The sequence below is a fragment of the Saccharopolyspora sp. NPDC049426 genome, assembly GCF_040676935.1.
GTDB lineage: Bacteria > Actinomycetota > Actinomycetes > Mycobacteriales > Pseudonocardiaceae > Saccharopolyspora.
In genome coordinates, this window is the sequence record NZ_JBFAPZ010000004.1 from 384,881 (window position 1) to 397,639 (window position 12,759).

Consider the following 12,759-nt stretch of genomic DNA (forward strand, 5'->3'; position numbering starts at 1 on the left):
CCGGCCGGTCGCCGGGGGACGATCACGATCGATCTCGGACGCGCCCCCGCGCCCGCAACGCCACGTTGGGCAGCTCCGGCGCGGCCAGCGCCGGCTCCGGGTATCCGCGCACGACACCGAAACGCCCTCGCTCGTCGGTGGTTTCGCGTCCGTTCTCCCACTCGGCCCTGGCCTGGGCGACCTCGTCGTGGGTGCGACCGACGAAGTTCCACCACATGACGATCTCCTCCTCGAACGGCACGCCGCCGAGCAACATCGCCCGACCGGGGCCTGCTGTCTCGATCGTCACGTCGCCGCCGCCCCGCCCCACGTAGAGCATGTCGCCGGTGCGCACCTCCCGGCCGTCTACCACCAGGTCCGACAGCGCCAGCACCGCGTGCTCGAAGTCCCGCTCGACCGGGATGCGCATGGTCGCACCGGGATTGATGGCCAGCTCCGCGCCGACCAGCGGGGTGTAGGTCTTGGCCGGGGAGGCCGCGCCGAGCAGCGAGCCCATCAGCACCACCGCCGAGCCCTCGGGGGTGGTGATCACCGGCAGGTCGCCGTGGTGCTCGAAGTGCGGGTCCACTCCCCGCTCCTCGGCGGGCAGCGCGACCCACAGCTGCACGCCGTGCAGGATCGCCGAGTGATCCGCCGGGGACTCCTCGGAGTGCGAGATGCCCCGGCCCGCGGTCATCAGGTTCAGCTGACCCGGCTTGACGAGCTGGGTGTTGCCGAGGCTGTCGCGGTGCAGGACCTGCCCGTCGAGCAGCCAGCTGACGGTTTGCAGACCGGTGTGCGGGTGCGGCGGCACCTGCATCCCGGCCTGACCTGAGATGTCCGCAGGACCGTAGAAGTCGGCGAAGCACCAGGCGCCGACCATCCGCCGGTCGCGGTTGGGCAGCGTCCGGCCGACCAGCATCGCGCGCGGACCGCCGAGCGGAACCTCGCGCGGTCGCAGCAGTTCGGGTTCTGGAGCAGCGGTGGTCACGCCTCCGCAGCGCAGCTCGTCGGGTTCGTTCTCGACATTACTCACGTTCTCAGCCTCCTCCAGCGGGCGCGAACATGCACAATCATCGTTGAAACATCATCCAACGACGGGAGAGCCGCGGTGAGCACCGAGCCCGCGATCACGGACAACCCCGACGCCAACCGGTTCGAGATCCACGTCGGCGGGGAGCTGGCGGGCTTCGCCGAGTACAAGCTCAAGACCGGGCAGATCTCGTTCACCCACACCGAGATCGACGACGGCTTCAGCGGTCAGGGCCTGGCGGGCCGGCTGGTGCGCGCCGCGCTGGACGAGGCTCGGGGGCGCGGGCTGGCGGTGCTGCCGTTCTGCCCGTACGTGCGCGGCTGGATCGCCAAGCACCCCGACTACGTCGACCTGGTCCCCGCCGAGCGCCGCGCCGGCTTCGAGCTGTGACACCACGTCCCAGATTGTGAGCCCTGCTAACTACCGGGGCTAGGCTGGCCACGACCACCCCCCTACGCGATCAGGAGTCGATCCGTGCCCGACACTCCCCCACGTCGCCGACTCGGCCGCAACGGTCCCGAGGTCAGCGCCATCGGCTACGGCGCGATGGGCCTGTCCGGCGTCTACGGCACCGCCGACGACGCCGAATCGGCGAAGCTGCTCAACGAGCTGCTCGACCTCGGGGTGAACTTCCTCGACACCGCCGACGTCTACGGCGACGGCCACAACGAGCAGCTCATCAGCGGGCTGCTGGCCGGACGCCGCGACGAAGTCGTGCTGGCCACCAAGTTCGGCGCCAACAAGGAGACCGGCGGCGGAAAGCCCGAGTACGTCCGGCAGGCCGTGGACGCCAGCCTGTCCCGGCTGGGCACCGACCACATCGACCTCTACTACCTGCACCGGCTGGACCGCACCACGCCCATCGAGGGAACCGTCGGGGCGATGGCCGAGCTGGTCGCCGAGGGCAAGATCGGCCACATCGGGCTCTCGGAGATCAGCGCCGCGACGCTGCGCCGCGCGCACCAGGTCCACCCGATCACCGCGGTGCAGCAGGAGTACTCGCTGTTCACCCGCGACCCGGAGGCCGAGCTGCTGCCGGCGACCCGCGAGCTCGGCGTGAGCCTGGTGGCCTACTCGCCGCTGGGACGCGGGGTGCTCACCGGCTCGTTCACCAGCGCCTCCGACGTGGAGAACCTGGAGGTCCGCAAGAAGCGCTACCCGCGGTTCCAGGAGGAGAGCCTCCAGCGCAACATCGAGCTGACCCGGCCGCTGCGCGAGCACGCGGACCGCCTCGGGATCACCCCGGCACAACTGGCGCTGGCGTGGCTGCTGGCCCAGGGCGAGGACGTCCTGCCGATCCCGGGCAGCCGCCGCATCGCCCGCGTCGAGGCCAACGTCCAGGCGGCCCACGTCAACCTCAGCCCGGAGCTCGTCGCGGAGCTGTCCGAGCGGTTCCCGCCCGGCACCGCCGCGGGCGAGCGCTACCACCCGGACGGGATGTCCCGCCTGGACCGCTGACCACCTCAGCCCCGGGCGCCACCGACCACGGCACCGGCGCCGATCAGCCGACGGTGGCTCCGAACAGAACGCCGAGCAGGTAGGTGACCGCCGCGGCCCCCAGGCCGATGGCCAGTTGCCGCAGCGCCCGGGGCAGCGGGGCGGCTCCGGACAGAACGCCGACCGTGGCGCCGGTGAGCATCAGCGCGAGCCCCACCAGCACGACCGAGGTCACGATCGCCACCGACCCGGTCAGGCCGACGGCGAAGGGCAGGACCGGGATCAGCGCACCGGAGGCGAAGAACACGAAGCTCGACACCGCCGCCTTCACACCCGACCCGACCACCTCGTGGTCGTCGGCGGCCTCCGCCGACGCCTCCGTGCCCCGGCCGGTCTCGGGGGCGGTGTCGGATTCCTGGGGGACGTGCGGCAGCGTCGACCGCAGCTGCCGCAGCAGGGCGTCGGCGCGGCGCTGCGCCTCGGCCTCGTCCATGCCCCTGGCCCGGTAGACGAGGGCGAGCTCGTTGGCGTCGACGTCGAGGTGCGGGACGACCGCGCGGGCTTGCGGGTCCGGAGCGGCCGCGGCGAGGAGTTCGCGCTGGGAGCGGACCGAGATGTACTCGCCGGCACCCATCGACAGGGCTCCCGCCAGCAGGCCCGCGAACCCGGTCAGCAGCACGACCTCGGACGACAGGTTTCCGCCGATCACGCCCAGGACCAGCGCGAGGTTGCTGACCAGACCGTCGTTGGCGCCGAAGACCGCCGCGCGGAACGACCCCGACACCCGGGCGCGGCCGCGCGCGGCCAGGGCGCGCACGACCTCCTCGTGGATGCGCTCGTCGGCCGCCATCGAAGCGGGCACGTCCTGGTCGTAGTGGTACGGCGAGCGGCTTTCGGCGCGCTGGGCCAGGGCCAGGACGAACACCGAGCCGAAGCGGCGCGCCAGGGCCACCAGGACGCGCATCCGGACCTGCCCGCGCCGCTGCGGGCCGATCTCGTCGCCGAGCAGGTCCTCCCAGTAGCGGGCGTGGCGCTCCTCGGCTTCGGCGAGGTCGAGCAGGATCTCCCGCTCCTCGCCGCTGCGGCGAGCGGCCAGGCTCCGGTAGACGCGGGCCTCCTCGCGCTCGTCGGCGAGGCGGCGCCGCCAGCGCCGGATCGAACGGCCGTCATTGATCTTGTCCTGCACGCGTGCAGCCTCCCAGCGCCGACACGCGGTCACCACTCGACTCGCCGCTCACCCCTTCCGGCGACGGGCTGCCCAGCCCGGCCCACGCCACCGGCGTGCCAACCCGGGTGAGGACACCTGTGCGGCTGCGGCACATCCGTTCCGTGACACGCGTGACCCCGTCGCGTGACGGCTGGGGCGGGTGGTGCAAGGTAGGGTTCCTGCGGCGCCGGGCGGACCGACGGAGGCTGATCGCATGAACCCCAAAGCCGTGACCGTGATCGTGATCGTCGTGGTGCTGGTGTGCGGCTCCCTGCTCGTGCGCGACCCCGTCTCGGCCGCTGAGGCGGTCCGCAACGCGGTCACCACCATCATCGGCGCGGTGACCACCGTCGTGAGCTCGCTGACCACCTTCTTCCAGGCGCTGTTCCAGCCCAAGTAGCACGAACTCGGCTGCTCAGCACCGCCGGAGGCAGTAGTCTGGGTCGGCAATGTCGTGAATCCGGGACACCTGGGGTCGACATGAGCAAGCTGACCCAGCCGACGAAGCCCGAGAGCAAGCTGTCCCGCTCGATGGCCGAGGGAGCCGACGAGCTGGACAAGCGATTCCGCGCGGCACCGGGGATGAGGCGCCAGCTCAACAAGGTCTTCCCCACCAACTGGGGTTTCCTGCTCGGCGAGATCGCCCTCTACAGCTTCATCGTCCTGCTGCTGACCGGCACCTACCTCGCGTACTTCTTCGACCCGTCGATGGCCGAGGTGACCTACGACGGCAGGTTCACCAACCTCCGCGGCGTCCAGATGTCCCGCGCGTTCGAGAGCACGCTCGACATCTCTTTCGAGGTCCGGGGCGGGATGTTCGCCCGGCAGCTGCACCACTGGGCCGCGCTGATCTTCATGGCCGCGATCGTGGCGCACATGTTCCGGATCTTCTTCACCGGAGCGTTCCGCCGCCCGCGCGAGACCAACTGGCTCATCGGCGTCAGCCTGTTCGTGCTGGGCATGTTCGAGGGCTTCATCGGCTACTCGCTGCCCGACGACCTGCTCTCCGGCACCGGCCTCCGGATCGCCTCCGGCATTCTGCTGTCCATCCCGGTCATCGGCACGTGGCTGCACTGGCTGCTGTTCGGCTCGGAGTTCCCCGGCACCGAGATCATCCCGCGCTTCTACCTGTTCCACGTGTTCCTGCTGCCCGGGATCATCCTCGCGCTCGTCGCGGTCCACCTGGCGATCGTGTGGTACCAGAAGCACACCCAGTACCCGGGGCCCAAGCGCACCGAGTCCAACGTGGTGGGTGTGCGGATCATGCCGGTGTTCGCGGCGAAGTCGGCCGCGTTCTTCCTCATCGTCACCGGCGTGTTGGCGATCATGAGCGGCATCTTCCAGATCAACTCCATCTGGAACTTCGGCCCCTACGTCGCGTCGCAGGTCTCCTCCGCCTCCCAGCCCGACTGGTACATGATGTGGACCGACGGGATGGGCCGGTTGTGGCCGCCGTGGGAGCTCTACCTCGGGCCGTTCACCATCGGATCCCCGTTCTTCCCGCTGATCCTGGGCATGGGGCTGGTGTTCACCGTCGCCGCGATGTACCCGATGCTGGAGCGCAAGCTCAGCGGCGACGACGCGCACCACAACCTGCTGCAGCGCCCGCGCGACAACCCGGTCCGCACCTCGTTGGGCATGATGGCGATCGCGTTCTTCGTCGTCGTGCTCATCTCCGGGATGAACGACATCGTCGCCTTCGTGTTCAACCTGTCGCTGAACGCGACGACCTGGGCCGGGCGCATCGGGGTGCTGGTGCTCCCACCGCTGGCCTACTACATCACCTACCGGATCTGCATCGGGTTGCAGCGCGGCGACCGCGAGGTGCTGGAGCACGGCGTGGAGACCGGCATCGTCAAGCGGCTCCCGCACGGCGAGTTCATCGAGGTGCACCAGCCGCTCGGCCCGGTCGACGAGCACGGCCACCCCCGACCGCTGGACTACCAGGGCGCCCCGGTGCCCAAGAAGATGAACAAGCTCGGCGCGGCGGGGCACTCCGTCCCCGGCAGCCTGCTGCGGCCCGACCCGCCCGAGGAAACCCGGGCGCTGGAGTCCGCGCAGGAACAGGACGAGGAATCGCAGGTGAAATCCGGTCGACCACGCCCGCCCGAAGACTGAGGCCCGGTCCGCGCGAGCCGATCCGGCGCATAGGGTGCTCGACGTGTCCAACCGGGAACTCGTCGTGCTCGGCACCGCAAGCCAGGCGCCGACCCGCACCCGCAACCACAACGGCTACCTGCTGCGCTGGGACGGTCTGGGGCTGCTGTTCGACCCGGGAGAGGGCACGCAGCGGCAGATGACCTTCGCCGGCGTCAGCGCCAACGACGTCGACCACCTGTGCATCACGCACTTCCACGGTGATCACTGCCTGGGGGTGCCCGGGGTGGTGCACCGGATGTCGAGCGACCGGGTTCGCGGCGCGGTGCACGCGCACTACCCGGCGTCGGGCGCGAAGTTCTTCGGCCACCTGCGCTACGCGGCGGCCTACGACGACTCGGTCCAGCTCGACGAGCACCCGATCACCAGCGACGGCACGATCGCGCGAGGCCCGTTCGGATCGTTGCGGGCGGTGCGGCTGGAACACCGCATCGAGGTCTTCGGCTACCGGCTCGAAGAACCCGACGGCCGCCGCATGCTGCCGGACGCGCTGGACCGGCTCGGCGTGCGCGGACCCGACATCGGCAGGCTCCAGCGGGAAGGATCGGTGCGGGTCGCCGACCGGACCGTGGAGCTGGCGGAGGTCAGCGAGCAACGCGCGGGGCAGCGGTTCGCGTTCGTGATGGACACCCGCCTCTGCGACGGCGTGTTCGAGCTGGCCGACGAGGCGGACATGCTGGTCATCGAATCGACCTTCCTCGACCAGGACGCCGACCTCGCCGATCGGTACCGCCACCTGACCGCCGCGCAGGCCGGCCGGGTCGCCGCCGACTGCGGGGTGCGGTGCCTGGTGCTGACCCACTTCTCGCAGCGCTACACCGACCCGCGCCGCTTCCACGACGAGGCGGCGGCGGTCTTCGACGGCACGATCGTCGTCGCGTCCGATCTCGACCGCATCCCGGTCCCGCCGCGCCGCTGACACCGCAACACGCCGTCCTGGATCCGCTGCCGGTGGCGGTGGTGCGCCGTACGGTGTGCGCAAGCGTTTGCCGCCGGATGTGAGGAGCGGGACCGGATGACCAGCGCCGATGTGCTCGTCGATGCGTTCAGCCGGATTCAGGGAGTGGTGCACGAATCGGTCGCCGGACTCGACGAGGAGGCGCTGGCGCAGCGCATCGACCCCGAGTCCAATTCGATCGCCTGGCTGCTGTGGCACCTGGCGCGGGTGCAGGACGACCACATCGCCGACGTCGCCGAGACCGAGCAGGTGTGGCTGGTGCAGAACTGGGCCGCGCGGTTCGCGCTGCCGCTGGACGAGGAGGACACCGGCTACGGCCACGACTCGGACCAGGTCGAGTCGGTGCGCGCCACCGGCGAGCTACTGACCGGTTACTACGACGCCGTGCACGAGCAGACGCTGCGGTTCGTCACCGGCCTCGACGACGGCGACCTGGACGAGATCATCGACGCCAGCTGGTCCCCGCCGGTCACCCTGGGCGTGCGCTTGGTGAGCGTGATCGCCGACGACCTGCAGCACGCCGGCCAGGCCGCGCTGCTCAACGGGTTCCTGCGCCGCACCCAGTGACCGTGGCGATCCGCTGCGCGGATGCCGGACAATCGCGGCATGAGCGAACGCAAGCCTCCCGGGGTCCCGTTCGAGTCGTGGGTGGACCGGCAGATCCGCACCGCCCAGGAACGTGGTGACTTCGACGACCTGCCCGGGGCGGGCAAGCCGCTGCCCGGTGCCGGTGCTCCGCTGGAGGAGCAGTGGTGGATCAAGGCGCAGATCCGCCGCGAAGGCCTCTCCGGTGATGCGCTGCTGCCCACTCCCCTGAGGTTGCGGCGCGAGGTCGAGAACCTGCCGGAGACCGTGGCCGACCTGACCACCGAGCAGGCCGTGCGCGACACCGCGGGTGAGCTCAACCGGCGCATCGTGGAGCACCTGCGCTTCCCCGCAGGTCCGCAGGTGGCGGTGGCTCCGGTCGACGTGGACGCGCTGGTCGAGCGGTGGCGGTCCCGGCAGCCCGCCACGGGGCCGCGCGAAACCCCGGCCCCGGCCGCCCAACGGCGCGACGCTCCTCGCAAGCGTCGGTGGTTCCGCCGCTGACCTGTGCGTTCCCACTGCGCGGGAGCGCTTTGACCAGAGCAGTGGGAACTGCTTCCATCTTGTGGCATGGCCTCCGGACCGCTGCTCGTGCAGCGTGCGCACATCGACCTGCTGTGGGTCGCCTCCGCTGCGTGTCCGCGCGGTTGAGCTCTTCCGCTCCCGTCCGTTCACACCCCGCAGCGATGGAGAAACGTGCCATGACGCTGGACCCGACCACAGCCGACTTCGCCCCGGAGGACGCCGGTCTCGTCGAAGTGACCGCCCGATTCGTGGTCACCCGCGAAGACCTGGGCCTGCTGGAGAGGATCCTGACCCGCAACGCCGAGCTGCGCGAAGCGATCCCGGCGCAGTCCACGGTGGACGCCACGCCGGTGGAGTCGCCGAAGCTGCGAATCCTGGTGGCCGGCAGGCAGATCGTCCGTCCGGACGGCACCCACATCCGCTTCACCCGGCTGGAGTTCGACCTGCTGCTGTTCCTGGCTCGCAACCCCGGCCGGGTGCACCACCGCAACACGCTGCTGGCGGCGGTGTGGGACTTCTCCAGCGAACCCCGCACGCGCACCGTCGACGTCCACGTCCGCCGGCTCCGCAACAAGCTCGGCCCCGAGATGGATCTCATCACCACGGTGCGCGGCGTCGGATATCGGCTCGATCACGCCGAGCGCATCCGAATCATCACCGACTAGACAGATCGCGTTGACCGCGAACGGCGATCGCGCAATCCTGGTGAAGTTTCGTCGGCGAACTGAATCCAGGGTGGGACATGAGCGTGGTGATCGGCGTCCTGGTGCACGCGCGGCACCAGGAGGTCTTCCGCCAGGCAGCGAGCACCGTCTCCGGCGTCACCCTGCGCTGGGCCGTCTGCGGGGAGCCCGCCCACGCCGGGGACCGGCTGCGGGAACTGCTCACCTCGCCTGGGGTGAACGGGCTGCTCATCGGCCCGCGTTCCTACGAGGCCGTGCGCGGTCAGGTACCCGAGGAGCTCCCGGTGGCGGTGACGCGACCGAGCTCGCTGGAGCTGGCGCTGGCGGTCGCCAGGATGCGCAACGACTACCCCGAGCACCGCAGGGCCAGCATCGACACGTTCGACCACCACGTGATCCAGGAGGTCGCCACCACGCTCGGCGTCCGCCACTCCGCGCTCCCCTACGCCACCGATCAGCCGATCGCGGAGATCGTGGCCCACCACCGCGCGGCGTTGCGCAACGGCGGCGTGGTGATCACCCCGCGCCTGGAGGTGGCCGAGGCGCTGCGCGCGGAGGCACCGGTGGTCGACACAGACCTGCTGGCGGCATCCGTGCGCGCCGAACTGCAGGACCTGCTGCTGCGGGTGAGGGCGGGGCAGGCCGAGGATCGTCGTTTCGCCGCCGGGGTCTTCCAGGTCCGCGACGGTGAGGACGTCGAACGCGCGCGGGCGGGGTTGCGTGAAATCCTGCTGCAGGACCCGCAATTGGCCGGATCGTGGGTGGAGAACCGCGGCAAGCGCGGACTGGTCCTGTTCGCGCACAAGGCGTTGCTGGAGGGCGCGACGGCGGGCTGGCAGGTGGTTCCGGGCTTGCAGCAGGCCGAAAGCAGCATGGACGTGCGCATCGCCGCCGGTTTCGGGCTGGGCGTTTCGGTGCGGGCCGGGATCGCGCTCGCCGAGCGCGCGGCGGTGCGCGCCGAGGCCGAGCCGCACTCGTGCGGGTTCGTCATCCAGGACAGCGGCGTCATCATCGGTCCGATCGGAGGTGCCGGACGGCGCACCGAGTTCGCCTACCGGGACCACAGCGCCGAGCTGGAGCGGATGGCCCGCGAGGTCGGCTTGAGCCCGACGACGCTGTCCCGCCTGGTCTCGCTGGAACGCGAGCTGCGCGGGCGGGCGGTCTCGCCCAGCGAGCTGGCCACCTTGCTCGGCATCACCGATCCGAGCGGGAGGCGGCTGATCCGCAAGCTCGGCACCGCCGAACTGGTCACGTCCGAGGGCAGCGCGCAACCCACCCGGCGCGGCCGACCGACCCGCCTCTACCGGCTCCGCGTCGGCGAAGCCCTGGGCCAGTCAGGCACCGCCCTCGACTAAGAGGTGTTTAGGAATCACTCTGCTTGGCGGTGCGGGTAGCGGAATCTGAGGTGGTCCTCCTGCTCCGGGCGCGTCGACTCATGTATGCCAATACACCACGTCGACACGTCCTCACAGGAGAACCACCTCAGAACCCGCGGCGGTGCAAGCCGAGTCCCACACCTGAAACAGCGGCTCCGCCGCATTCCTCAACAGGACCCAGACGCACCGCTCGACCGTGAGAACGGCGGTTGATCGCGGCGATGCCGTTGATCAACCGTCCCCGCGCTCTGGGCGGGCGAGCTCGGCAAGAGGTTGACAAGCTTGCGCAAGATTGGTCAATATCTCCTCTGCCCGGCGCACCGCCGGGGTGCGACGGAGCGGAGGGGCGATGGCGCCGACCTTGACCGACGTGGCGAAACGAGCCGACGTCGCGCTGTCCACGGCCTCGCGCGCCTTTAGCGACCCGCAGCGGCTCGGCCCGGACACCTTGCGCAAGGTCCTCGACGCGGCCCAGGAACTGGGCTACCAGACCACCAAACCGCCGGAGGGGCAGGTCGCCGGTTCCACGGTGGCGATGGTCGTGCCCGACATCGCCAACCCCGTCTACGGCACGCTGGTCAAGGCGGCGCAGGGCGAAGGACGGCGGCGCAGGCACACGCTGGTCCTGCACGACACCGACCGCGACCCGGAGCGCGAACGCGAGGCCATCGCGCACCTGCGCAGCCAGGTCTCGGCCATCGTCCTGTGCTCGTCGCGGTTGCCCGCCGACGAACTCGTCGAGCTGTGCGGGTCGACACCGTCAGTGCTGATCAACCAGGAGCACGACGGCGTCGACTGCGTGCTCGCCGACGCCGGTGACGGCCTGCGCCAGGCCGTCGACTACCTCGCCGCGCTGGGCCACGGGAGCATCGCGTTCGTCTCCGGCTCCACGCACTCCTGGTCCAGCCCCCGCCGCGTGCAGCTCGTCGAAGCCCTCGCCGCCGAGGCCGGCCTCTCGCTGCACGTGCTGGACTGGCACGCCGAAACCGTCGCCGCCGGAACGGCCGTGGCCGCCAGCGTGCTGGCCACCGGAGCCTCAGCGGTCATCACCCACAACGACCTGGTCGCCTTCGGCGTGATCAAGGGTGCTCGCGCGCTGGGGGTGCAGGTCCCCGAAGGGCTCAGCGTCATCGGCATCGACGACGTGGCGCTCACCGAGGTCTCGCGCCCGTCGCTGACCAGCATTTCCATCCCCTGGTCCAAGGCGGGAACGCTGAGCATGGAGCTGCTCGGCCCGATCCTGGGCGGACATCGCCCGCCGCCGCGCAAGCACCTGCTGCCCGCGCACCTGGTCGTGCGCGACTCGACCGCTCCCCCCGCCCGCCGGCCCGCCTGATTGGTTCGCCATGCAACGACTCAACGCGTCCACCACGCCCGCCTCCGCCCTGCAGCACCACCGCTCGCTGGGCGCGCCGGGCATCGTCCACCTGGGACTCGGCAACTTCCACCGCGCGCACCAGGCCGTGCACACCGCCCGCGCGCTAGAGCACACCGAGGGGCCGTGGGCGATCGTCGGCGTGGCCAACTCCTCGGCGACCACCGCCCAGGCCATGCGCGAGCAGGACATGCGCTACGGGGTCGTGGAGATCTCCCCGGGGCGCACCGAGATCGGCGTCCCGGCCGTGCACAGCGACGTGCTGGTCGCCGCGCAGCAGCCGGACGCGGTCCTGGACGCGCTGTCGGCGCACGAGACCCGCATCGTCACGCTGACGATCACCGAGAAGGGCTACAGCTACTCGCCGCGCACCAAATCCCTCGACCTCGACGACCCGGGAATCCGAGCCGACCTGGCCGGTGGCGCACCGCGCACCACGATCGGCCGGCTGGCCCGCGCGCTCCAGCGCCGCGCCGCCACGCACGCCTCGCCGGTGGCGATCCTCAGCTGCGACAACCTCACCGGCAACGGCGAGCTCACCGCACGACTGGTGCGCGAGTTCGCCGAGGCCCTGCCCGCTGCCGAGCGCGACGACCTGCTCGCCTACCTGCGCGGCTCGGTCAGCTTCCCGAACGGGATGGTCGACCGGATCGTGCCGGCGACCACCGACACCTACCGCCGGGCCGTCGCCGACCGGCTCGGACTGCGCGACGAGGCCCCGGTGCCCGCCGAACCGTTCAGCATGTGGGTGCTGGAGGACCACTTCGCCGCGGGCCGTCCGGCCTGGGAGCACGGCGGCGTCACCTTCACCGACGACGTCGAGCCCTACGAGCTGATGAAGCTGCGGCTGCTCAACGGCACGCACTCGCTGATCGCCTACCTGGGCGCGCTCGACGGCTGCGACCTGATCGCCGAGGCCACCGCCCGTCCGCACATCGCCGAAGCCGCGCGGCGGCTGATGCGCGCCGACTACCTCCCGACGCTGACGATGCCCGCCGACATCGACTTCGAGGACTACTCCGCCCAGCTGTTCACGCGCTGGAGCAACAGCGCGCTGGGCCACCGCACGCGGCAGGTCGGCTCCGACGGCTCGACCAAGCTCGCCCAGCGCGTCCCGGAACCCGCCGCGCTGCACCTCAAGGCCGGCCGGGTGCCGCAGCACCTCGCGCTGAGCGTGGCCGCCTACCTGCGCTGCACCACCGCGCCGGAGACCACCGAGCACACCGCGGCGATGGTCGACCCGGCCGCCGAGGCGCTGCGCACCGCGCGCGCGAACGCCTCCGGCACGCGCGAGTTCGTCGCCGCCGCACTGCGCGACGGACTGCTGGGCGACGAAATCGCCGCACACCAGGAGTTCCAGACGCGGGTCGCCGAGCTCGTCGACGTGCTCAGCGCCCACGGGGTCGCCGCGGGGACCGAAGAAGCACTGCAAGCCGACGGATAA

The 12,759-nt window shown here is 71.0% G+C and carries 13 protein-coding genes; 11 read left to right on the forward strand and 2 right to left on the reverse strand.

The features are described 5' to 3' along the window. Nucleotides 1-22 precede the first annotated feature (22 nt). The gene (locus tag AB0J78_RS10780) at nt 23-1,015 is read right to left on the reverse strand and encodes a pirin family protein (protein WP_363788579.1); all 993 of its coding nucleotides are present in this window, start codon (nt 1,013-1,015) and stop codon (nt 23-25) included. Between the two features lie 75 nt (nt 1,016-1,090). On the opposite strand from AB0J78_RS10780, the gene AB0J78_RS10785 reads away from it, so the two are divergent. Both AB0J78_RS10785 and AB0J78_RS10790 read left to right on the forward strand, forming a co-directional pair. Continuing rightward, nucleotides 1,091-1,402, forward strand: coding sequence for a GNAT family N-acetyltransferase (locus tag AB0J78_RS10785; RefSeq protein ID WP_363788580.1), 312 nt, complete (start codon nt 1,091-1,093; stop codon nt 1,400-1,402). Nucleotides 1,403-1,486: 84 nt separating this feature from the next. Further along, nucleotides 1,487-2,470: an aldo/keto reductase gene (locus AB0J78_RS10790; RefSeq protein ID WP_363788581.1), complete on the forward strand. Its 984-nt coding sequence runs from the start codon at nt 1,487-1,489 to the stop codon at nt 2,468-2,470. 43 nt (nt 2,471-2,513) lie between these two features. On the opposite strand, the gene AB0J78_RS10795 is transcribed toward AB0J78_RS10790, so the two are convergent. Continuing rightward, nucleotides 2,514-3,635, reverse strand: a complete 1,122-nt coding sequence (locus AB0J78_RS10795) for a VIT1/CCC1 transporter family protein (protein ID WP_363788583.1) — start codon at nt 3,633-3,635, stop codon at nt 2,514-2,516. 235 nt (nt 3,636-3,870) lie between these two features. Between AB0J78_RS10795 and AB0J78_RS10800 the strand changes: the two genes are divergently transcribed. The 9 genes from AB0J78_RS10800 (at nt 3,871) to AB0J78_RS10840 (ending at nt 12,759) form a co-directional block, all read left to right on the forward strand. After that, on the forward strand, nt 3,871-4,056 hold the full coding sequence (locus AB0J78_RS10800) for a hypothetical protein (protein WP_363788585.1): 186 nt from the start codon (nt 3,871-3,873) through the stop codon (nt 4,054-4,056). A gap of 80 nt (nt 4,057-4,136) precedes the next feature. Continuing rightward, entirely contained in the window at nt 4,137-5,774 is a 1,638-nt protein-coding gene (locus tag AB0J78_RS10805) for a ubiquinol-cytochrome c reductase cytochrome b subunit (protein WP_363788587.1), read from the forward strand. 43 nt (nt 5,775-5,817) lie between these two features. Next, nucleotides 5,818-6,732: a ribonuclease Z gene (locus AB0J78_RS10810; protein WP_363788588.1), complete on the forward strand. Its 915-nt coding sequence runs from the start codon at nt 5,818-5,820 to the stop codon at nt 6,730-6,732. A 96-nt stretch (nt 6,733-6,828) separates the two neighbouring features. Continuing rightward, on the forward strand, nt 6,829-7,338 hold the full coding sequence (locus AB0J78_RS10815) for a DUF664 domain-containing protein (RefSeq protein WP_363788590.1): 510 nt from the start codon (nt 6,829-6,831) through the stop codon (nt 7,336-7,338). 39 nt (nt 7,339-7,377) lie between these two features. Next, nucleotides 7,378-7,860, forward strand: a complete 483-nt coding sequence (locus AB0J78_RS10820) for a DUF1992 domain-containing protein (protein ID WP_363788592.1) — start codon at nt 7,378-7,380, stop codon at nt 7,858-7,860. A gap of 197 nt (nt 7,861-8,057) precedes the next feature. Next, nucleotides 8,058-8,546, forward strand: coding sequence for a winged helix-turn-helix domain-containing protein (locus AB0J78_RS10825; RefSeq protein WP_363788593.1), 489 nt, complete (start codon nt 8,058-8,060; stop codon nt 8,544-8,546). A gap of 77 nt (nt 8,547-8,623) precedes the next feature. Then, on the forward strand, nt 8,624-9,919 hold the full coding sequence (locus AB0J78_RS10830) for a hypothetical protein (RefSeq protein ID WP_363788594.1): 1,296 nt from the start codon (nt 8,624-8,626) through the stop codon (nt 9,917-9,919). Between the two features lie 370 nt (nt 9,920-10,289). Continuing rightward, nucleotides 10,290-11,276 (forward strand): LacI family DNA-binding transcriptional regulator, encoded by a 987-nt coding sequence (locus tag AB0J78_RS10835; protein ID WP_363788595.1) that lies wholly within the window; start codon nt 10,290-10,292, stop codon nt 11,274-11,276. Between the two features lie 10 nt (nt 11,277-11,286). Next, complete coding sequence (locus AB0J78_RS10840; protein ID WP_363788599.1) at nt 11,287-12,759, forward strand: mannitol dehydrogenase family protein; 1,473 nt, start codon at nt 11,287-11,289, stop codon at nt 12,757-12,759.